This is a genomic window from Novosphingobium beihaiense (assembly GCF_022832375.1).
In the GTDB taxonomy this organism is placed as follows: Bacteria; Pseudomonadota; Alphaproteobacteria; order Sphingomonadales; family Sphingomonadaceae; genus Novosphingobium; species Novosphingobium beihaiensis.
Genome location: NZ_JALHLG010000003.1, coordinates 213,682 through 232,382 on the forward strand (window position 1 = coordinate 213,682; position 18,701 = coordinate 232,382).

The following is an 18,701-nucleotide window of genomic DNA, read 5'->3' on the forward strand; positions in this document are numbered from 1 at the left end:
TGCCCTCGACTTCCCGCTCATTCTGTTGGGTCCAAAGCCAGCTGCTATGCAGCCACCGCTCCCCTTGATATGGCGACTCGATGCGAACTGAACAGCTTCCGGAACACCCGGGGTGTTCCAGAGGGGCAGTAATGCGACGTTCGATAGCGATTTTAATGTTACTTTCGTCAGGCTGCGTGAGCAACAGCTACATGGGAATTCCGCTCGCGCCCGGTAAAGCGGATGCTGGCGTACAAGAACTCGCAAAGCAGGCGCGCAACGGCGACAAACAGGCTCAGTTCCGCTTAGGCCTGGAATTCGAGCGCGGTTGTTTTCTGCCGAAAAACACGCACCTCGCTGAGAGATTATACCAACGGTCAATGCATCGGGACAAGATGGTCGAGGTTCCTGTCTACTTACCCGGCACGAGCGGCAATGCCGGTAGCATCTATCCAATGACCGTCGGAAGGCAGAACCCCAGTGTTTCCAAGAGCCAAATGGAATTTGAGACGATACGGTCAATAGCTGAAGCTAGCGCACGGTGCCCTAATGACCAGTAGTCGAATTGTCAAAGCAGCCGCCGTGTGCCTACTTCTATTCCAAAGCGCGAATGCTTCTTCAGCGACGACGAGCGAAGCGCCGATCGATAAAGATCAGGCGCAATCTGCTGACAGATCAGTGGAATGGCTGTCGTCTTGTGAGGACTGTCCCGATTTTGTACCAGTGCCGGCGCCGCCCAAGGGGATGCGTAGAATAGCATATGCGGCTGTCTATGAATTGACGTGGTCTCAGTATCTGGCCTCTGTTGAGGATGGAGATTGCAAGTTTCCTCTTCATCATAAAGCGGATGGCAGCGATTTTTCGCCTGACGAACGCCGTAAGTTCAATCTGAATTGGACAGCAAGCAAGTTGCGTCTGAGCGATGTCGCCTGCTTCAAGGCCTGGCTTCAGAAACGCCTTCCTGCCGGCTATTCTGTAGATACGCCAACCGCTCAGGAGTGGATTTGGCTTGCGAAGGCCGGGAGTGATAGTCCGCAATTTTCGTCAGAAAGCGCTAATCTCCTACACACGAGAATAATTGACAGCGACCCCACCCCGCCCCGGGTTCCAGTTCCGGACAGAAATTTCGCTCTCACCTGTGGCCCAGTCGGCCGCATGCCGCCGAATGCATGGGGATTATTCGACATGTTTGGCCAGCATCATGAAATCACCAGTGGAATCCGGAAGAAAGGGCCGTCAGGACGAGTGCTGGTTGTTGAGTTACGCGGAGGTTCCTGCCTCACGTCGGCTGCAAAGGTTCTCATTGATACTCCGTCCAATGCAGTGATGGAGAGCGATGGGGACAGAGTTATCGCTGAATACGCCGTCCGCCTTATTATTCTTAAAAATAATTGAGAGAAGCTAGAAAAAGTAAGGGAAGAGAACATCCTCCCCCTCCCCCCTTTTTTTCACCAACCCTCAGAACTTGCGCACTTCGATCCCGTACTTGCGGATCGCATAGCCGATCTGGCGCGGTGTCAGGCCCAGCATGCGCGCGGCCTTGGCCTGGACCCAGCCGGTCGATTCCAGCGCCCGCATCAATTCGCGCTGCCCGATCTTGACGTTGTCAGCCGGGGCGTCCTCCGGAGCGTCCCGGTCAAACACGACATCCGCCTCCTCGTCCTCCCGTTCGGAATAAGTCCGCTCGGCGCGGGGCTGAACGATCGGGAACGGCGCCGACACTGCCGATTTCCACAAAGTCGCCGAAAGGCATTCGTCATTGCGGCAGGCAAAATCCCCCTCGCCAATGCGGTCTTCATGGGCAAGCGTAGCAGTGCGGCGGACGCAATTTTCCAGTTCCCGCACGTTACCGGGGAAATAACAGCTTTCCAGCACCCGCACCGCCGATGGCGAAAGCTGGTGCTCGGTATGGTGCTCCTCATCGAACCGGCGCAGGAATTCGCGCGCAAGCTGGGGAATATCTTCCCGCCGGTCGCGCAGCGCGGGCAGGCGCACCGACACCACATTGATACGGTAATAGAGGTCCGCGCGGAATTCGCCCTTGCTGACCATTTCCTCAAGATTGCGGTTGGTCGCGCAGACAAGGCGGACATCGACCTTGATCGTCTGCGTGCCGCCCACCCGCTCGAATTCGCCTTCCTGCAGGACGCGCAGCAGCTTGACCTGGAAGGCCGAACTGGTGTCGCCAATCTCATCGAGGAACAGGGTGCCGCCATCGGCCAGTTCGAAACGGCCCTTGCGCTGGGCGACCGCGCCGGTGAAGGCGCCCTTCTCATGCCCGAACAGCTCCGATTCCAGCACGGATTCGGGCAGCGCCGCACAGTTCAGCTTGATGAACGGCTTCTTGGCGCGCGGCGAGAAGTCATGCGTGGCCCGCGCGAACAGTTCCTTGCCCGTGCCGGATTCGCCGCGCAGCAGTACAGCCGAGTGGCTCCGGGCGACACGCCGGATCTGCTGCAAGGCGTTCTGCAGCGCCGGGCTCGTGCCCACGATCCCGATGTTGGAAGCCTTGCCCTTCTTGCTGCTTCCGGAACTGGACGGATTGTCGCGGATGAGTTCCTTTTCCAGCATCCGCTGCTGTTCCATCAGCCGCTCGCGATCCCGCTGCACCATTTCCAGCAGGCGCACGGTCTGGCCGATCAGATTGGCGACCATGGTGAGGAAGCGCACATCCTCGTCCGCGGCGTGATAGGTGGTGCTTTCGTCCCAGATCTGCTCGATCGTGAGCGTGCCCACCACATCGTTGCGGTCCTTGATCGGCACGCCGATGAAGGATGCGCGGCTATGCTTGGGTTCCGGCCCTTCAAAACTCCAGCCCGGGAAGAGCGAGCTTTTCTGCATATTCTGAACGACCACCGGCATGCCGGTGGTGAAAATGCGATCCACCGCCTGTTCGGGGATGCGCCCGAACCAGGCTCCCGCGCGTTCCTCGCGCCAGCCTATGCCCACGACATTGACCGGCGTACCGTCCTCGTCGAGCAGGGTCACAAGACCGTGACGCATATCCAGAAAGCTGGAAAGCAAGGTCAGTACATTGGCCAGCGTCGTTTCCAGCCGCCCGGGCACTGCGAGCACCTTGGAAATCTCGTACACACCGCGCAACGCCATATCGGCGCGCGTGTGGCTCGGCTGCGTGCTATATGTGTTCACGTATGATCCGGGCGGTAGGCCGTTCGAAGGGCTGATCACCTGACTGTCCATGGCGGAAACCTCTCTTCCGTCAGGACATCTTCTCCCCAGGTCCTTATCGAGGATCCCGATCGCCTGCCGGGATTCGGACGTTGGAATGGAAAAGTCTCAAATTTCCGCCGATTCGACAAGCAATGAGTGCATTTCTCCGTAATTGATAACGGCTCGCAAGTGTAATTCCGCGAAGTACCGCCCTCAACCGAACTTGTAGAGGACGCCGAAACCACCGCGCGGATAGTTCCATTCGACTTCACCGGTCTTGCGCGTGACGATCCGGCAAGTGCCGCATTCCAGGCACCCGTCTGCGGCGACCTCGACCTGGCCGCTTTCGCTCTTCGAGTAGCAGCCCGCCGGGCACAACGTGACCATCGACAACAGACTTGCCGAAGGCGTCGTGTGCGGCCTGACCTTGATGTGCGGACGTCCCGCATCGACCAGATAGCGGTTCTGGAACAGCTTCTCTTCCACTTTGGCGCGCGGCGCCGTCATTACGTCACTCATCTGCCTGCTCCTTTGTTTTATCGTATTACCAAGCGGTCAGCGCCAGGCGCGGACCACCCTGAAGGCATCGCCCATCATTCCCCACAGCGTGCGGGTCTCCCGGAAATTGCGGAAGATCGCCTTTTCCTTCGAAACCTTGTCGATCCCATCAACCCGGAACCAGGTCTGCATCGCCTGGCTGATCAGCTTGGGATAAGTGCCGAAGAAATTGCCCTTGTTCTTGTGCAACAGGTCCGGAATGCCCTTGTATTTCTTGAGGTCCTTCATGACGAAGGTCTGACCCAGGCGCTTCTCGTACTCGGCAAGGTTCGCTGCGGTCATCTCTTCCCGCTTGCGGGTGAGCGAGACCACCGTCTCCGCCGCGATACGGCCCGTGGTCATCGCCAGATTGGAACCCTCGCGGTGCACGGCGTTCACGAACTGCCCGGCATCGCCAACGACAATCCAGCCTGGTCCGGTGAGTTGCGGAATCGCCTTGTAACCGCCTTCGGGAATAAGGTGCGCGGCGTATTCCTTGCACTCCGATCCTTCCAGCAGCGGCTTGATCGACGGATGGTTCTTGAAGGCTTCGAGCAGTTCGTTCGGGCTGGAATCGCTTTCCGCGAAGTCGGACACGATGCAGCCGATGCCGACCGAAATCGATTCCTCGTTGGTGTAGAGGAAGCCGGTTCCGGTCATGCCCTTGGTGATCGTGCCCATCGCCTCGATCACCACGCCTTCGTTGCCGGTGAGGTTGAAACGCGCCTCGATCGTCTCGCGCGGCAGGAAGTGCATTTCCTTCACCGCCAGCGCCACGCTTTCGGGGGCGACTTCGTTGCGCAGGCCCGAACGCTGGCCCACCAGCCCGTTCACGCCTTCGGCCAGAACCACGACATTGGCCATGATCGGCGCGCCCTGGCGATCGGTGCGCACGCCAATGACCTTGCCCGAGAGATCCTTGACCAGTTCAGTCACGGTGGTCTCGTAAAGCACCAGCGCGCCCGCTTCCTTCACCTTGGAGGAGAACCACTTGTCGAACTGCGCGCGCAGGATCGTGTAGCGGTTCGGCTTCTCCTCGTTGAAGTCGTCCGAACGGTAGTGCATGCCGGTGTGCGACTTGTCGTCCATCGTCCACATGCGCTGTTCGATCACATGGCGTTCCAGCGGCGCTTCGTCGCGGAATTCGGGGATGATCTTCTCCAGCGCATCGGCATAGAGGATCGCGCCCTGCACGTTCTTCGAGCCTGCATATTCGCCGCGCTCGATCTGCAGGACATTGAGCCCTTCCTTGGCCATCGTATAGGCAGCGGCATTGCCCGAGGGGCCTGCCCCCACGACGATGGCATCGAACGGTTTGCTGAATTCGCCCATGGGTTCCTCCTCAGCTTGCGAGACGGTTGACGCGCAGCCGCGCCGCGAAGGCGTCGGTCAGCGCGGGCAGCAGGGTGACGGCATCGGCCACGATGCCCAGATGCGCGAATTCGAAGATCGGCGCATTGGGATCGGTGTTGATAGCGACGATGAGATCGGCGCCTTCCACCCCGACGCGATGCTGGATCGCACCCGAAATACCGGCGGCGATATAGAGCTTGGGCCGGATGGTCTTGCCGGTCTGGCCGATCTGGCGATCCGACGTGATCCAGCCTTTCTGCACCAGCGGGCGCGAGCCGCCGTATTCGGCGCCCAGCACTTCGGCCAGTTCCTTCACAAGCTGGAAGTTTTCGGCAGAACCAAGCCCCAGACCGCCCGCCACAACGATATCGGCATAAGGCAGGTTCGCCTTGTCGGTATCGCGGTCGGCAATGAAGTCGAGCACTTTGGTGATGATATCTTCTTCGACCAGCTTGGGATCGAACTCGATGATCTTGCCGGTGCGGCCCTCTTCGCGATCCGGCATGGCCAGCACGCGCGGGCGCACCGTTGCCATTTGCGGGCGGTAGTTCAGCGTGAAGATCGTGCAGAGCAGCGATCCGCCGAACGTCGGGCGCGTCGCGGCCAGCGAGCCTTCGTCGTCGATGGCGAGTTCGGTGCAATCGGCGGTCAGGCCGGTCTGCAGCGTCGTCGCCACGGAGCCCGCCAGATCGCGGCCCAGATTGGTCGCGCCCAGCAGCAGGATTTCCGGCTTGTAGGTGTTGACCAGATCGGTGAGCACTTTGGTCGAGGTCTCGTTGCGATAGTGCTTCAGCGCCGGGTCCTGCACGATGTAGACGCAGTCCGCGCCATATTCGAAGCAGGCACTCGCCGCCGCGTCGAGGCTGGCCCGGTCGTCGCCCATGACGACAGCGCCCAGTTCCACGCCGCGCTTGTCCGCCAGCTTGCGGCCCTCGCCCAGCAGCTCGAACGACACCGAGTGGACTTCACCATGCTCGATCTCCACCGCCACCCAGACGTGTTTGTACGCCTTGAAGTGCTCGGGCAGTTCCTTCTTGGTATTGGCCCTGCCGCCTCCGGCGGGAGCGGGTTTCTTCTCCTCGGCCATGAGCCTTTCTCCTTCAGACGTAGTGATGCGCGGCCTGTTCGAGCAATTCCTGCTCGACAGCCGGTGCTTTTGCGAAAATCGCCTCGACCAGCGCCGCGGCCTTGGCATCGGCTTTGCCTTCGGTCTCGACGATCTCGGCCTTGTCGGTGCGGGCGGTGGGCGCGAAGACCTTCTTCACGATGGTCGGCGAGCCGCGCAGGCCGCACTTGGTCAGATCCTCGATGCCGACAGCGGCGGCATTCCAGGTCACGACATCGGCGCGCGCCGCGATCAGCGCGTTCTCGATCGAGCCGCGGCGCATCTCGTTGCTCGCCTCCAGCATGGTGACAAGCACCGGCAGCCGGGTTTCCAGCACCTGCAGCCCGCCCTCGGCGCGGCGCTCCACCTTGATCGTGCCTGCCTCCGTGTCGGTCTCGACGATGCGGGCGATATAAGTAAGCTGGTTGTAATCGAGCCGCTTGGCGATGCCCGGGCCGACCTGGGCGGTATCGCCATCGATGGTCTGCTTGCCGGTGAAGACGATCTCCGGCTTGCCGAACTCTTCGGCCACTTTCTTCAGCGCCATGGACAGGGCGTAGCTCGTCGCCAGCGTGTCCGATCCGGCGAAATAGCGGTCGGTCAGCAGCACCGCGCGGTCGGCACCGAAGGTCAGCGCCTTGCGCAGCGATTCCGCGGCTGTCGGCGGCCCCATGGTCAGCACGGTCACTGTCGCGCCGAAGCGGTCCTTCAGCCGCAGCGCCTCTTCCAGCGCGAACAGGTCATAGGGGTTGATGATCGTCGGGACGCCCTGGCGCATGATCGTGTTCGTGACCGGGTGGACACGGATCTGCGCGCTGTCGGGGACCTGCTTGATGCATACGACGATATGCATGGTCACTCTCCTGAGGGTGCAGGCTCGCCTGCGGATGTGGTCTGGCCGGACAGCTCCGCGAGCGGCACGAACGGACGGTTCGGTTCCGGCTTGGGTTCGATGGCTTCCTTGTGGACCTTGAAGACGCGTTCCTCGATCGGCGAGGACTGGACGAAGTCTTCGTAGGCCTGCGCCAGATGCTCGCGGCACAGCGTCAGCAGCGCGGTTTCGTCGGCACTGGCCAGCGCGCCTTCCACTTCGCTGCCGCGCAGGTACTGGCCCATGCGCCGCATGATGTGCAGCCGCGCCACGTGCACTACGGAAGGCTCGTAAGGCACGCCGAGGAAGGTGAAGAAATCCTCCGCGCTCGACAGGTTCTGCAGATCGTCAAGCAGGCTCATGGGTATCCTCCCCGCAATCGGGTTTGCGGCCCTCACGGTGGGCGTTCTCTCGATGGGCCCCCTCTCGATGGGCCAGGCGCATTTCCAGAAAATCGATCCGGTCGAGCAGTTCGGAAATCGCCTCGCCCACCGGATCGGGCATCAGATGATGGTCGAGGTCGATCCGCCCGCCGATGCGGCGGCGCTCGGACGCCGCGCGGACCAGACGGCCGGGAATGCCCACCACGGTCATTGCCGGGGGAACCGGATCGACGACCACGCTGTTGGCCCCGACGCGCGCGCCCTTGCCCACGGTGATCGGCCCCAGGATCTTGGCACCGCAGCCTACCAGCACGCCGTCTTCCAGCGTCGGGTGGCGCTTGCCGGGAGACCAGCTCGTGCCGCCCAGCGTCACGCCGTGATAGAGCGTCACGTCGTCCCCGATCTCGGCCGTCTCGCCGATCACGACGCCCGCGCCGTGATCGATGAAGAAGCGCCGCCCGATCATCGCGCCCGGGTGAATGTCGATATGGGTCAGCAGCCGCGCGAACCACGACAGAAACCGCGCAGGAAACCGCAGTTTCGCGCGCCACAGCCGATGGGCGATACGGTGCCAGACGATGGCGTGGATGCCCGGGTAGGTCAGCACGACTTCGAGCCGGTTGTTGGCGGCCGGATCGCGCGCGGCCACGCAGCCGATATCCTCGCGCAGCATGGCGAAAAGCGAAAGACGGCGCGGCGGCGTGCTGGGCACGACCTGATCGATCAGCGACGAATAGGGCATCACACGATCCCTTCCGCCACGTCCGAACGACTGTAGATCAGCGCGAGTTCGGACAGTTCGACTGGCTGTTTGGTGCTGAGCGCACGGGCGCGAACATCGGCCAGAATGCGTTCCAGCCGTTGCTGGTCCGCCTCCAGCCCGATCGAGCGCAGGCTGGAACTGATCGCCGCGCGCCCGGAATGGCGCCCCAGCAGAATCCGCCGCTCGCGCCCGAAACGGGCCGGATCAAGCGCTTCATACGTGCCCGCGTCGCGCAGCAGGCCGGAAACGTGAATGCCCGATTCGTGCGAGAAGGCCAGCGAACCGACGATCGGCTTGTTATCCGGGATCGGACGGCAGGCTGCCTGCGCGACGATCTCCGCCAGATGCGCAAGCTGCATGAGATCGACGCCGGTGGCGCAGCCCAGCGTCTCGCTCAGCCCCGCGACGACTTCCTCCAGCGGAGCATTGCCCGCCCGCTCGCCCAGCCCCAGCACGCAGACGCTGACATGGCTCGCCCCGCCGCGCACCGCGGCCAGCGTATTGGCGGTGGCGAGGCCAAGATCGTCATGGCCATGGAATTCCAGCTCGATATCGGTTTCCCGCGCCAGTTCGCGAAACAGATCGCAAGTGCCGAACGGATCGAGCACGCCCAGCGTATCGGCGAAGCGGAAACGATGCCCGCCCGCTTCCTCGATGGCGACAACTACACGCTTGAGGAAATCGGTATCGGCCCGGCTGGCATCCTCGCCCCCGATCGAGACGCGCAGCCCGCGATCGAGCGCGTAACCCACCATCTCCCCGATCCGCGCCAGCACGTCCGCCCGGCCGGTGCCGAACTTGGTGCGGATCTGGCGGTCGGAGACGGGGACCGAGAGGTGGACGCGCGAAACGCCGGTGCGGGCCGCCGCGTCGATATCGCTGCGGGTGGCCCGGCACCAGGGGATGATCTCGGCGGCCTGCGCCTGCGCGGCCATGGCCGCGATCGCCTCGACATCTTCCGGCCCCATCGCGGGCGTGCCGGCCTCGATCTCGTCCACCCCGGCCGCTTCGAGCGCGGCCGCGATCGCCAGCTTTTCCGCGAAGCTGAAAGCAACACCCGGAGACTGCTCGCCGTCGCGCAGCGTGCTGTCGTTAACGATGACGCGGGGCTGATAGGCAAGCATGGTCCGGTTCCTCCTCAAACGACAGGGTCAGGCATAAGACGGGTTGGCGGCGTGGTTCTCGCGCTCGCGCCAGAACGGTGACATCTCGCGCAGCTTGCCGATGATCCCCGGCAGCACTTCAAGCACGCGGTCGACATCGGCATCGCCGTTTTCGCGGCTCAGCGAAAAGCGGATCGCCCCGAGCGCGGCCGTGTAAGGCACGTCCATCGCGCGCAGCACGTGGCTCGGCTCCATCGATCCGGACGTGCAGGCCGAACCGGAACTGGCCGCCAGGCCTTCACGGTTCATGTTCGTCAGGATCGCCTCGCCCTCGACATATTCGAACACGACATTGGCGGTGTTGGGCAGGCGGTTTTCCGGGTCTCCGGTTACGAAGCAGTTGCCGATCCGCTGGAGCACCCCCTGTTCGAGCCGGTCGCGCAGCGCGGCAACGCGGGTCCGTTCGTCAGCCATGTGTTCGAGCGCGAGTTCGGCCGCCTTGCCGAGGCCCACGATCGCGGGCGCATTCTCGGTGCCCCCGCGCCGTCCGCGCTCCTGATGCCCGCCGCGGATCAGCGGGCGCACGCGGATGCCTTTGCGGACATAGAGCGCGCCGATCCCTTTGGGCCCATGCAGCTTGTGGCCGGAGAGCGAAAGCATGTCGACGGCGCTTTCGGCCAGATTGACCGGCACTTTGCCCACCGCCTGCACCGCATCGGTGTGAAACAACGCCCCCGCCTCATGCGCCAGAGCCGCCAGTTCCTCGACCGGGAAGATCGTGCCGGTCTCATTGTTGGCCCACATGATCGAGACGATCGCCGTCTTGGGGCCAAGCGCCTGACGATAGGCCTCCATATCGAGACGCCCCCGGGAATCGACACCGATCAGGCGGACCTTGGCCCGTCCGGTCTTTTCCAGATGATCCGCCAGATTGAGGATCGCCGGATGCTCGACAGCGGACGTCACAATCTCGTCGCGCCCCTCCTGCGTTTCGAGAGCGGAGAGCAGGGCCATGTTGTCCGCCTCGGTCCCGCCCGAGGTATAGACGATCTCGTGGTCGAACTTGGCCCCTAGAAGCCCCTGGAGCTGCTTGCGCGCCCGGGACACCGCCGCGCCCACCTCGGCCCCGAACATATGCGTGGAAGACGCATTGCCGAACTGCTCCGAGAAATAGGGGAGCATCGCCTCAACGGCCGCCGGATCGCACCGGGTAGTGGCGTTGTTGTCGAGATAGACGGGCGCGGGTTCCATGGCGGGTTCCTCGGGCGGTCAGCGATCAGCAGCCAGGCATCAGTGCACGGGTGCCGCGGGGATCACGATCAGCGGCATGCCCACCGCCTTAACGAGCCGCGCCTGCACGCCGCCAAGCGTCGCGCTCGACAGCTGGCAGCCGATGCAGGCGCCGGTAAGCTTCACCGTCACCCGGTTGCCATCGACATCGATCAGCTGGCAGTCGCCGCCGTCGCGCTGAAGCAGGGGCCGGATCTCCTCGATCGTCTCTTCGATCAGGCGGATCTTCTGCAGGGTGGTGAGCGGTGCCTTCTCCACAGTCTCTTTCTCTGCAGTTTCGGCTTGCACGCTTTGCACGGTTTGCATGACCTTCTTCTCCTTTTACCTGGCGCGGGGCGGTTCCGGCCGCTCCATCAACCGAACGACTTGCCGCACGAGCAACTGTTCGTGGCGTTGGGGTTTTCGAACGTGAAACCCGATCCTTCGAGCGCGACCACGAAATCGATCGTAGTGCCCGCCAGCAGCGGCTGGCTGACCGGGTCGATGAAGACCGAAACCCCGCCACTGCTGATCACGGCGTCTTCGTCTTCGGGCGAGCCGACGAGGCCCATCATGTACTTGTACCCGGCGCAACCGCCGGCCTCGACCTGGATGCGCAGACCGGCAGGCGATGATTCCGCCTTGTCGATGGCGCTGCGGACGGCGTTCACGGCACTGTCAGTCAGGACGATCATGGCGCTGCTCCTGGCATATCCTGTTTTCGCGAAAGCCTGTGCAGCAAGCAGCGTGCCAAGTCCCCGAACGGCCCGTTTCCCGCGACCTTCGCCCGCTACGTGTCAGCTTTGTCACAAAGGCCCGGGCGCTTTTTGTTGCAATGCACACACTGGCAGGCGCGCAATCGCAACAAAGCCGCCTGCAACGTAAAACGGCCCGCTTCTTGCGTCCCTTGCGCGCGCATCACCACCAGGAGACAACCATGTCTACAGTCACTGCCGCCGCGCTCGAAGATACCGCGTTCGGAACGCTTGCCAGCCAGCACCGCCTGTTGAACGCGGTACTCAAGGAGCCGCTGCCGGAAGCCGGCACGTTCGGCTTTCGCGGCGACATCGCCCTTGCCTTTCAGGATCAGGTCGCCGACGAGGCCCGCCCGCCCGCTTACTCGATCGAACAGATCCTCTCCGTCGCCGATGCCGCCACCGGCAAGATTCCGGTTCTCGCGGGCTATCTCCACAACTTCGCCTGGCTCAAGGATGCCGGTGAAGTTCTGGCGGATTTCCTCGTTCCCGAAGGCACTTACGTTTTCTTCGTCAACAACATCGACTTTCTGAAGAAGTACACGGTCGCCCTGCCCGGCGGCGTGACCGCGAAGATCCTGCCGCTCGATGAATCAACGGTGTGGAAGGAAACGCTCGACCTCGTCGGCCTCGACAAGAACGACCTGAAGAAGATGAACGGCGCCCAGAAACTCGAACACGTGCTCAACACGCTCAAAGCAACGGCGATGCCTTTTCCCGAACTCAGCTACGAGGACGGCGTTGCGACGATGGAGCCAGTGCGCAACCGTAACGAGAACCGTCCGGTCTGACCCTATCCGCGGCGGCGCAGCGAAAAGCCGTGCCGCCGCGGATCAGTGCGCCTGCATACCCCATTTGCGGAGCCGCTCCAGCCATCTCACGCGATGCCTCTCGGGCCCTGAAACCGAGCCGATGATGGCATAGCGGACAGGATGGAACCCCAGCAGTTCCAGAATGTTACGCTTGAAATTCTTGACCCCGTGAGCCCGGTAGTAAAGCGTGTAGACCGGCGCTGGCATCCCCACCGTGGCGACCACACGGGCCGAGCGTCCCTTCAGCAAGCCCTTGGGAAAACCGTGTTCCTTCGGCGTAAAGGCGAACCCCGGGCGCCCCACCTGCTCCAGAAAGGCCTTGAAATGGGCAGGCAGGTCTCCCAGCCACAGCGGAAAGAACACCGCGACATGTTCCGCCCAGACAATCGCTTCCTGTGCAGAGAGGATGCCGGGAGGAATATCTCCGGCCTTGAACTGCTCTTCCGAGCGGATGAGCGGAAAAGCCAGTGACGCGACATCGAGCCGCCGGACCGTATGCCCGCCGTCACCCGCCCCCTCAGCATAGGCATCCGCCGCCGCATGCAGAAAATGCCGCGCCGGATCGGGATGCCCGTTCAGGACCAGAATGCGAGTCATGATGCGATGCTACCTCCGCTGTCATGCCGTGCGATGACAGGGATCAAGGATGGGCGGGACGTCGTGCTACTCGGTGCCCTGCCCGCTGTCGAAATCATCATCCTCGACCAGATCGACACCGGACAGGCAGATATCCCCTTCCCCGTCGATCGTCACGTCGATCGCGGTGAGGCGCTGGCCCATGCACGGTCCCTGAACGCATTCGCCGCTGCCCAGGTCGAACAGCGCGCCGTGTTTGCCGCACTGGATGCGCGTACCCTCGCCATCGAGGAATTCACCGCGTTCCCAGTCGAGATGCGTATCCTGATGCGGGCAGCGGTTCTCGAAAGCGCGGACATTACGGCCCCAGCGCAGAATGAAGATCGGCCAGGGCACCACATCGCCTTCGCCATTGCGGCGGGCGAGAACCAGCGGAATCGCGCGCCGGTTGGGGATCTCTTCCAGCGCGCATACCGCGAAAAGCTCATCCGCCATCATGCCGGGGCACCAAGCGGACGGGCTTTCGGCTCCGGAAGCGGCAGAAGCCCCATCTTGAAACTTTCAGTCATATGCCGGGCGCGCTGCATGGCCGGTTCGGCCAGCTCGGGCGGAAGCTCTTCTTCCACCGCCTGCCCGAAAGCCGCCATCCAGCGGTCGAAGTGCGCTTCCTCGACTTTCAGCCTGGTGTGATGGACATAGGGCGTGCCGCGCTTGTAGCGGTCGGTGCCGAGCAGCGCGTGCGACCAGAAATCGGCCACGATGCCGTAATGCTCCTCGAAATCGTCGATCTCCGCCCGGAACATCGGCCCGAGCAGGTCATCGTCAAGCGAAAGGGCGTAGAAGCGGCGGACCATCGCCATGATCGCGGCTTCCGGGTCATTCTTCACTGGCAGGCCTCCTGTGCCGAAACAGATTTGCCGTTCGCGATCCGGGCGAGCAGGGCTTCGCCGTCCTCGGCCCCGAAGCAACTTTCGAAATCGTCGCACTCGGTGCAGACCGGGGCGGAGCAGAGCCGGAACCCTTCCGCGCTGCACATCATGCGGTAGAAGAACTTCTTCCACTTCATGTCGGCACTGTTCTTCATCGCCAAACGCGGGAAATGCTGTTCCATCAGCATCGAAAGTTCGATCCGGCTGGCCAGCCCCAGATCCTGCCAGAGATGATTGGGCCGCTGGCAGCGCCGGGCGATCATCCGCGTCAGCAGCAGTTCGAGCACCGAGGCTTCGGAACAGTTCATCCAGAGGATATCGCGCAGCGCCTGCTCCTCCTTGCCCACCACGGGATCGCCCGCTTCGGGCAGGCTGACATTCGGGTAGACCAGCCGGCAAAGCTCGGAGAGTTCCTCTCCATCCAGCCCCGTGGCATCGGCCAGACTACTCCCCTCACACTCGGATTCGAACAGCGACAGAGCAAGGATGCAGGAAGCGATGTGAACGTCGAATGCAGGGACATGCGCGTTGCCGCCCTCCCAGAGAAGCTCCGCGTAGATCGATTCGGCACGTCCCATCACCGTTCTCCTTGCTATATCATGCCATGCCTCCGGCTCCTCTCCGATAGACTGCCCGCCGTTTTGTTTTTTCAGGCCGCCAGACCGTGAGTCTGGCAGTTGGTCGGGCACACGCGCGCGCAGGCGCCGCAGCCGATGCAGGCATCGACGTCGTTCATCGCCATCACGCGCTTTTCGATTTCATCGTCATCGTCGTCGTCCAGCTCGACGATATCGCCATCCTCGTTAAGGCCCTTGAGCGTCATCACGTCACGCCCGCAAACCTTGAAGCAGCGGCCGCAGCCGATGCAGACTTCGGGATCGATCGAGACGAGGTAGTCCGGCTGCCAGTCCCGCCCGCCTCGTGTCAGGAACGCGGTCACGCCGCCGCCTCCAGCGCCTTCAGTTCGGCGCGCTTGGCAGTCAGCGCGGCATAAGAATCGCGCACGCGCTCGGCAGTGGCCATGACGTTTTCCACGCCCACCGGCAGCTCCTCTGACAGATCGTGCAGGTCCATCTTCGCCTGCATGGCCTTGGCCGAGAGCTTCTTCACTTCAGCCTTCAGAGTCTCGACATCGGACATCTTGAACGTCTCCCTCAGTAGTCGGCGACCGCCGGGAATTTCTCGATCATATCGACCGCCTGACCGATCAGCTTTTCCGCCTCGGCATTGAGCTTTTCGAGGCTGTCGAAGCCGAAGCGGTGCGCGTCGCGCAGCTGCTTGTTGAGCACGATCAGGCGCCCGGCGATCAGCACCATGCGGCCAAAGCCCTCATGGCTCATCTTCATCATCGGCTGGACCATGCGCTTGGTCCGCCGCTCGATCTCCAGGCACATCGCGCCATAGAACAATTCGAGGCGCCACAGCGTATCGGGATCGGGATCGCCGATGATCGGGATCGCACGGCGCTTTTCTTTGTCCATGATATAGGGTTCGAGCAGCTGGTAGTCGCTCTTGCGCTCCCAGTGCCCGTGCGTGTCCTGCGCCCGGACCTGGCGCACCAGCGCGGCGGCAAAGCCTTCGACAACGGGTGTTTCAACGACGGCTTCGCTCATCTCAGGCTTCCTCTTCTTCGAAATCTTCGGCATCGAACTGGCGCTCGCCGCCCTTGGCCATGACCTTGCGCAGCCACGGCGGCGGCGTGCCCCGCAGCACTTCGCGCAGCTTTTCCAGCATGCCCTCGATCGGTTCGGGCTGGGGCACTTTCATCGGGTGAATGTTCTGCGCGACGACGCGCGCCGCCCCCGAACCGCCGATGGCCGCAACCACCAGGATCGAAACGCCCTTCAGCGCATCGAGCTTGGGCGCCAGCTTGTCCTCGTCGCCATCTTCCTTGAGGTCTCCGGTGAAGGATTCCACTTTGTCGAGCGACCAGCCCTCGGGCGTCAGATCGTAGATGGCGAGGTTCTTCGCCCATCCGAAGTGGGCATCGATCCGTTCCAGGTCCTGTGTGGCGAAAGCGACTTTCATGGGACAAGCTCCTTTTCGGGCTCTGGTGAAACGGGGGAATTTCCTTGCTCGGGCCAGGCATTGCGCCAATCGTCCGGCTGCGGCTCGTGGTGGCGGTGCATCAGCATGTTGCCGATCGCGAAGATCAGATCGCGCGTGCCGCGGTATCCCACCGTGACGAGATGCCCGGCGCCCAAAGTGTCGAACATCGGGATGCCGATGCGGAAATGCGGCATGTGCAGGCGCTCGGCCGCCTGACGGCCGTGGCTGTGCGTCACGAGGATATCCGCATCCGCCGCCCCGGTTTCGAGATCTTCCAGATCGCCGATCATCACCGTTTCGCAGGGCAGCTTCGCCAGCACCGGGGACGTCGTGGTGGTAATGGCCGAAGCGATCACTCCGCCCATCTCGGTCAGCGTCGAAACCAGTGCGTAGAGCAGATCGGGCTCGGCTCCGATGGCGAACCGCCGCCCGCCGATATGGAAATGCCCATCCAGCATGGCATCGACCAACTGACCGCGCTGGCGCCGGTACTTGCGCGGCACGGCTTTTCCGGAAATCTCGCTGAGGAACAGCATCAGCTCGTCGCAGGCGGCAAGGCCCGTGAGGCGCTCGAACAGACGATAGGGGACACTACTGCGTCGTTCGAGCGCCTCCGCTGGGGACCGCATCTGTTCGCCGACCGCTAGGGTCCAGCCTGCGTGGCCCAGCGCGCGGACCTCCTCACATCCGGCGCCGCCCAGCGTCGTCGGGGTGAAATCTTCGGGAATATGCCCGTCCAGCGAGCCGGAAAGATCGGGCACGAATGTGGGCTCCAGCCCGAAAGCCTCGATCACGTCCCGCAATTCATCGATGTCGCCGGGGGTCAGGTGGCATCCGGGCAGAACGTTCACCCGCTTCATATCCCGCTTGGCGACGGTGGCTTCCGGCACGATCTCCTCGATCATCGCCGTCACCGCTTTCGACCAGCCATCCTCGAACGCCCCGGAAAAGTCCGGCGTGGAGCACTGGACAATCGCCACGTTGTCCAGTTCCGGATGGCGCTGGCGAATGGTGTGCACGAAACCCTTGAGGTCATCCCCCTTCACTTCGGTCACGCCGGTAGAGCAGATGCCGATCACCTCGGGCTTGGTCTTCTTCACGATGTTGAGCACCGCCTGCTCGACATTCTCGAAACCGCCCAGCACCGTGGCGACTTCGGACATCGCCGTGGTCTGCAGCGGAATCGCCTCGCGGAAGTGGCGCACGAACAGCACGAGGCCGAAGCTGGTGCAGCCCTGCGAGCCATGCAGCAACGGCATCGCCCCGCGCAGCCCCATGAACGCGAGCGCGCCGCCGATCGGCTGGCTCATCTTGAGCGGGTTGACCGTGCAGGCCTTGGGGTTCTTGACCAGTTCGGCCATCACGCCGCCTCCGCCACGGCGCCGCCCGCCTCGACGATATCCTCGACCAGCGGCCCGCAGCCGCCGCAGCCGGTGGAGGCGCCTGTCGCGCTGGCGACCGCCTCGCGCGACTTCGCGCCTGCCGCCACGGCATCCTCGATCTCTCCGGCGCTGACCTGCTTGCACTTGCAGATGCGTGCGGCGCGGCGCTGGGCTTCGGCTTCCTCGGGTGTCATGGATGCGGCGATCTCGGCTTCCTCGGCCATCGCCTTGTCCTGCCAGCTCACCTGATCCGGGGTTTCCCAAGGCGCGGGCTTGCGGACCTGCTCCCACATCGGGTTGGAGAGCGTGCGGTCGATCTCCTTCACCATCTCGACCATGCCGTGATAGCCGGCGAAAGCGACGTGGCGCTCCTGATTGATGTCCATCCACGGCATCGAGGCCTTGAGCGCGATGAACTGCGAACGCCCGCCCGAGAGCATGATGTCGGCCTCTGCGGTCTTCAGCTTGCGGTACATCTCGCGCGGGGTCAGATCGTCGAACATGTGGGCGTCCTCGCCCATCAGTTTCTTGATCTTGTCCTTGTCCTCCTTGGTCGATTTCTTGACCGAGGTGCCGACGATCTCCATGCCCGCTTCCTGCAGCGCAGCCACGACCGACCATGATTTCACGCCGCCAGTAATCAGCAGGACTTTCTTGCCCTTGAGCCGTTCGGCATATGGCGCGATCGCCTCCCAGGCGCGCGCTTCCTCGCGCGCGATCACGGCTTCGGTACGGTCCATCAGTTCGGGATCGGCGCCGCGCTCGATGAGCAGACGGGCAATCTCGCGCAAGGAGTCGGACATGTCGCCGATGCCGTAGAACGAGCCTTCGAAGAAGGGGATCTCGTACTTTTCCTCCATCTTGCGGGCGACATTGATCATCGCCTTGGAGCAGACCATCATCGCCGCCTTCGCGCGGTGCGACCAGGCGACTTCCTTGTACCGGGCATCGCCCGAAATGCAGGAAAGGATGCGGATGCCCAGTTCGTCGAGCAGCGGCTTCACCTGCCACAGTTCTCCGGCAAGGTTGTATTCGCCGATGATGTTGATGTCGTAAGGCGTGGTGTATTCGGGCTCCTCGGTCCCGATCACGTGCTTGAGCATCGCTTCGCCCGCGAGCTTGTTGCCCAGGTTCTTGGGGCCGACGAAGCCCGGCGACTGGATCGGGATGCACGGCGTCTCGAACTTGGCCGACGCGGCCTTGCAGACGGCCTCGATATCGTCGCCGATCATCGCGGGCACGCAAGTCTGATAGACGAAGACCGCAGGCGGGGCATATTTGCCGACGATCTCCTTGATCGCCTTGAACAAGTGCTTCTCACCGCCGAAGACGATGTCGTTCTCGGTCATGTCGGTAGTGAAGCCGGTGCGGTAGAGCGAAGAACCCGAGCTCTTGGCGCCGCGGTTGTCCCAGGAATTGCCTTCGCAGGCGATGGGACCATGAACGAGGTGCGCCACGTCCGTAATCGGCTGAAGCGCGATCTTCGCCCCGTCGAAGGCACAGCCGCCGGCCGCGCCCCCGGGCTGGAGTTGCTTGGTGCAGCCCTTCTTGCGTTCCTTTTCCGACTTGGCCTGGTTCTTCGCGCAACCGGGTTCGTTGAACACCTCCTGGATGGTCTGGTTCACACTGCTCATGGAAAAGCTCCCCGGTTGCGCTTGAAACCT

24 protein-coding genes are annotated in these 18,701 nt (G+C 62.9%); 3 read left to right on the forward strand and 21 right to left on the reverse strand.

All coding sequences use genetic code 11. The features are described from left to right. The first annotated feature begins 131 nt into the window (after positions 1 to 131). Together MTR66_RS02300 and MTR66_RS02305 are read left to right on the forward strand one after the other, a co-directional pair. Complete coding sequence (locus MTR66_RS02300; RefSeq protein WP_243917536.1) at positions 132 to 539, forward strand: SEL1-like repeat protein; 408 nt, start codon at positions 132 to 134, stop codon at positions 537 to 539. Next, positions 529 to 1,374, forward strand: a complete 846-nt coding sequence (locus MTR66_RS02305) for an SUMF1/EgtB/PvdO family nonheme iron enzyme (protein ID WP_243917537.1) — start codon at positions 529 to 531, stop codon at positions 1,372 to 1,374. The genes MTR66_RS02300 and MTR66_RS02305 overlap by 11 nt, the downstream gene beginning before the upstream one ends. A 63-nt stretch (positions 1,375 to 1,437) precedes the next feature. Here MTR66_RS02305 and nifA read toward each other — a convergent pair whose 3' ends face one another. The 11 genes from nifA to MTR66_RS02360 all read right to left on the reverse strand — a co-directional run bounded on the left by nifA (position 1,438) and on the right by MTR66_RS02360 (position 11,229). Continuing rightward, positions 1,438 to 3,087, reverse strand: a complete 1,650-nt coding sequence (nifA, locus tag MTR66_RS02310; protein ID WP_268740203.1) for a nif-specific transcriptional activator NifA — start codon at positions 3,085 to 3,087, stop codon at positions 1,438 to 1,440. Between the two features lie 276 nt (positions 3,088 to 3,363). After that, entirely contained in the window at positions 3,364 to 3,669 is a 306-nt protein-coding gene (locus MTR66_RS02315; RefSeq protein ID WP_243917540.1) for a ferredoxin family protein, read from the reverse strand. 36 nt (positions 3,670 to 3,705) lie between these two features. Next, the gene (locus MTR66_RS02320; RefSeq protein WP_243917542.1) at positions 3,706 to 5,019 is read right to left on the reverse strand and encodes an FAD-dependent oxidoreductase; all 1,314 of its coding nucleotides are present in this window, start codon (positions 5,017 to 5,019) and stop codon (positions 3,706 to 3,708) included. Between the two features lie 10 nt (positions 5,020 to 5,029). Continuing rightward, a complete protein-coding gene (locus tag MTR66_RS02325) occupies positions 5,030 to 6,127 on the reverse strand; it encodes an electron transfer flavoprotein subunit alpha/FixB family protein (RefSeq protein ID WP_243917544.1) in 1,098 nt (365 codons plus the stop codon). Positions 6,128 to 6,140: 13 nt separating this feature from the next. After that, positions 6,141 to 6,998, reverse strand: coding sequence for an electron transfer flavoprotein subunit beta/FixA family protein (locus MTR66_RS02330; protein ID WP_243917546.1), 858 nt, complete (start codon positions 6,996 to 6,998; stop codon positions 6,141 to 6,143). A gap of 2 nt (positions 6,999 to 7,000) precedes the next feature. Next, positions 7,001 to 7,378 carry a nitrogenase stabilizing/protective protein NifW gene (gene nifW, locus MTR66_RS02335; RefSeq protein WP_243917548.1) on the reverse strand — a complete coding sequence of 126 codons (378 nt, stop codon included), beginning with the start codon at positions 7,376 to 7,378 and terminating at the stop codon, positions 7,001 to 7,003. After that, entirely contained in the window at positions 7,365 to 8,072 is a 708-nt protein-coding gene (gene cysE, locus MTR66_RS02340; protein WP_243917982.1) for a serine O-acetyltransferase, read from the reverse strand. The genes nifW and cysE overlap by 14 nt, the downstream gene beginning before the upstream one ends. A 68-nt stretch (positions 8,073 to 8,140) precedes the next feature. Beyond that, positions 8,141 to 9,286, reverse strand: coding sequence for a homocitrate synthase (nifV, locus tag MTR66_RS02345; protein WP_243917550.1), 1,146 nt, complete (start codon positions 9,284 to 9,286; stop codon positions 8,141 to 8,143). 27 nt (positions 9,287 to 9,313) lie between these two features. Continuing rightward, complete coding sequence (nifS, locus tag MTR66_RS02350) at positions 9,314 to 10,516, reverse strand: cysteine desulfurase NifS (protein ID WP_243917552.1); 1,203 nt, start codon at positions 10,514 to 10,516, stop codon at positions 9,314 to 9,316. 39 nt (positions 10,517 to 10,555) lie between these two features. Then, positions 10,556 to 10,861 (reverse strand): NifU family protein, encoded by a 306-nt coding sequence (locus MTR66_RS02355; protein ID WP_243917554.1) that lies wholly within the window; start codon positions 10,859 to 10,861, stop codon positions 10,556 to 10,558. Positions 10,862 to 10,908: 47 nt separating this feature from the next. Further along, the gene (locus tag MTR66_RS02360) at positions 10,909 to 11,229 is read right to left on the reverse strand and encodes a HesB/IscA family protein (RefSeq protein WP_243917556.1); all 321 of its coding nucleotides are present in this window, start codon (positions 11,227 to 11,229) and stop codon (positions 10,909 to 10,911) included. A gap of 242 nt (positions 11,230 to 11,471) precedes the next feature. On the opposite strand from MTR66_RS02360, the gene MTR66_RS02365 reads away from it, so the two are divergent. Then, complete coding sequence (locus MTR66_RS02365; RefSeq protein WP_243917558.1) at positions 11,472 to 12,080, forward strand: hypothetical protein; 609 nt, start codon at positions 11,472 to 11,474, stop codon at positions 12,078 to 12,080. Between the two features lie 42 nt (positions 12,081 to 12,122). Here MTR66_RS02365 and MTR66_RS02370 read toward each other — a convergent pair whose 3' ends face one another. The 10 genes from MTR66_RS02370 to nifE all read right to left on the reverse strand — a co-directional run bounded on the left by MTR66_RS02370 (position 12,123) and on the right by nifE (position 18,671). After that, positions 12,123 to 12,698, reverse strand: coding sequence for an NAD(P)H-dependent oxidoreductase (locus MTR66_RS02370; RefSeq protein ID WP_243917559.1), 576 nt, complete (start codon positions 12,696 to 12,698; stop codon positions 12,123 to 12,125). 66 nt (positions 12,699 to 12,764) lie between these two features. Further along, positions 12,765 to 13,175 (reverse strand): Rieske (2Fe-2S) protein, encoded by a 411-nt coding sequence (locus MTR66_RS02375; RefSeq protein ID WP_243917560.1) that lies wholly within the window; start codon positions 13,173 to 13,175, stop codon positions 12,765 to 12,767. Then, on the reverse strand, positions 13,172 to 13,564 hold the full coding sequence (locus MTR66_RS02380; RefSeq protein WP_243917561.1) for a group III truncated hemoglobin: 393 nt from the start codon (positions 13,562 to 13,564) through the stop codon (positions 13,172 to 13,174). Before MTR66_RS02380 ends, MTR66_RS02375 begins: the two co-directional genes overlap by 4 nt. Continuing rightward, on the reverse strand, positions 13,561 to 14,184 hold the full coding sequence (locus MTR66_RS02385) for a nitrogen fixation protein NifQ (RefSeq protein WP_243917562.1): 624 nt from the start codon (positions 14,182 to 14,184) through the stop codon (positions 13,561 to 13,563). The genes MTR66_RS02380 and MTR66_RS02385 overlap by 4 nt, the downstream gene beginning before the upstream one ends. Before the next feature lie 71 nt (positions 14,185 to 14,255). Beyond that, entirely contained in the window at positions 14,256 to 14,546 is a 291-nt protein-coding gene (fdxB, locus tag MTR66_RS02390) for a ferredoxin III, nif-specific (protein ID WP_243917563.1), read from the reverse strand. After that, positions 14,543 to 14,746 carry a CCE_0567 family metalloprotein gene (locus tag MTR66_RS02395; RefSeq protein WP_243917564.1) on the reverse strand — a complete coding sequence of 68 codons (204 nt, stop codon included), beginning with the start codon at positions 14,744 to 14,746 and terminating at the stop codon, positions 14,543 to 14,545. Before MTR66_RS02395 ends, fdxB begins: the two co-directional genes overlap by 4 nt. A gap of 14 nt (positions 14,747 to 14,760) precedes the next feature. Continuing rightward, positions 14,761 to 15,219 (reverse strand): NifX-associated nitrogen fixation protein, encoded by a 459-nt coding sequence (locus MTR66_RS02400; RefSeq protein WP_243917565.1) that lies wholly within the window; start codon positions 15,217 to 15,219, stop codon positions 14,761 to 14,763. A gap of 1 nt (position 15,220) precedes the next feature. After that, positions 15,221 to 15,634 (reverse strand): nitrogen fixation protein NifX, encoded by a 414-nt coding sequence (gene nifX / locus MTR66_RS02405; protein ID WP_243917566.1) that lies wholly within the window; start codon positions 15,632 to 15,634, stop codon positions 15,221 to 15,223. Continuing rightward, complete coding sequence (nifN, locus tag MTR66_RS02410) at positions 15,631 to 17,016, reverse strand: nitrogenase iron-molybdenum cofactor biosynthesis protein NifN (RefSeq protein ID WP_243917568.1); 1,386 nt, start codon at positions 17,014 to 17,016, stop codon at positions 15,631 to 15,633. Before nifN ends, nifX begins: the two co-directional genes overlap by 4 nt. Then, complete coding sequence (gene nifE, locus MTR66_RS02415; protein ID WP_243917570.1) at positions 17,016 to 18,671, reverse strand: nitrogenase iron-molybdenum cofactor biosynthesis protein NifE; 1,656 nt, start codon at positions 18,669 to 18,671, stop codon at positions 17,016 to 17,018. The genes nifN and nifE overlap by 1 nt, the downstream gene beginning before the upstream one ends. Between the last annotated feature and the right edge of the window lie 30 nt (positions 18,672 to 18,701).

Excerpts from the sequence above, each read along its gene's own strand:
- nifW (WP_243917548.1), bottom strand. The coding sequence starts at position 7,378 with ATGAGCCTGCTTGACGATCTGCAGAACCTGTCGAGCGCGGAGGATTTC.
- MTR66_RS02300 (WP_243917536.1), top strand. The coding sequence starts at position 132 with ATGCGACGTTCGATAGCGATTTTAATGTTACTTTCGTCAGGCTGCGTG.
- MTR66_RS02360 (WP_243917556.1), bottom strand. The coding sequence starts at position 11,229 with ATGATCGTCCTGACTGACAGTGCCGTGAACGCCGTCCGCAGCGCCATC.
- MTR66_RS02330 (WP_243917546.1), bottom strand. The coding sequence starts at position 6,998 with ATGCATATCGTCGTATGCATCAAGCAGGTCCCCGACAGCGCGCAGATC.
- MTR66_RS02385 (WP_243917562.1), bottom strand. The coding sequence starts at position 14,184 with ATGGGACGTGCCGAATCGATCTACGCGGAGCTTCTCTGGGAGGGCGGC.
- MTR66_RS02370 (WP_243917559.1), bottom strand. The coding sequence starts at position 12,698 with ATGACTCGCATTCTGGTCCTGAACGGGCATCCCGATCCGGCGCGGCAT.
- nifV (WP_243917550.1), bottom strand. The coding sequence starts at position 9,286 with ATGCTTGCCTATCAGCCCCGCGTCATCGTTAACGACAGCACGCTGCGC.
- MTR66_RS02375 (WP_243917560.1), bottom strand. The coding sequence starts at position 13,175 with ATGATGGCGGATGAGCTTTTCGCGGTATGCGCGCTGGAAGAGATCCCC.
- MTR66_RS02400 (WP_243917565.1), bottom strand. The coding sequence starts at position 15,219 with ATGAGCGAAGCCGTCGTTGAAACACCCGTTGTCGAAGGCTTTGCCGCC.
- MTR66_RS02305 (WP_243917537.1), top strand. The coding sequence starts at position 529 with ATGACCAGTAGTCGAATTGTCAAAGCAGCCGCCGTGTGCCTACTTCTA.
- MTR66_RS02355 (WP_243917554.1), bottom strand. The coding sequence starts at position 10,861 with ATGCAAACCGTGCAAAGCGTGCAAGCCGAAACTGCAGAGAAAGAGACT.
- nifE (WP_243917570.1), bottom strand. The coding sequence starts at position 18,671 with ATGAGCAGTGTGAACCAGACCATCCAGGAGGTGTTCAACGAACCCGGT.
- nifS (WP_243917552.1), bottom strand. The coding sequence starts at position 10,516 with ATGGAACCCGCGCCCGTCTATCTCGACAACAACGCCACTACCCGGTGC.
- MTR66_RS02395 (WP_243917564.1), bottom strand. The coding sequence starts at position 14,746 with ATGTCCGATGTCGAGACTCTGAAGGCTGAAGTGAAGAAGCTCTCGGCC.
- nifN (WP_243917568.1), bottom strand. The coding sequence starts at position 17,016 with ATGGCCGAACTGGTCAAGAACCCCAAGGCCTGCACGGTCAACCCGCTC.
- MTR66_RS02315 (WP_243917540.1), bottom strand. The coding sequence starts at position 3,669 with ATGAGTGACGTAATGACGGCGCCGCGCGCCAAAGTGGAAGAGAAGCTG.
- MTR66_RS02320 (WP_243917542.1), bottom strand. The coding sequence starts at position 5,019 with ATGGGCGAATTCAGCAAACCGTTCGATGCCATCGTCGTGGGGGCAGGC.
- cysE (WP_243917982.1), bottom strand. The coding sequence starts at position 8,072 with ATGCTGCGCGAGGATATCGGCTGCGTGGCCGCGCGCGATCCGGCCGCC.
- MTR66_RS02365 (WP_243917558.1), top strand. The coding sequence starts at position 11,472 with ATGTCTACAGTCACTGCCGCCGCGCTCGAAGATACCGCGTTCGGAACG.
- MTR66_RS02325 (WP_243917544.1), bottom strand. The coding sequence starts at position 6,127 with ATGGCCGAGGAGAAGAAACCCGCTCCCGCCGGAGGCGGCAGGGCCAAT.
- nifX (WP_243917566.1), bottom strand. The coding sequence starts at position 15,634 with ATGAAAGTCGCTTTCGCCACACAGGACCTGGAACGGATCGATGCCCAC.
- nifA (WP_268740203.1), bottom strand. The coding sequence starts at position 3,087 with ATGGCGTTGCGCGGTGTGTACGAGATTTCCAAGGTGCTCGCAGTGCCC.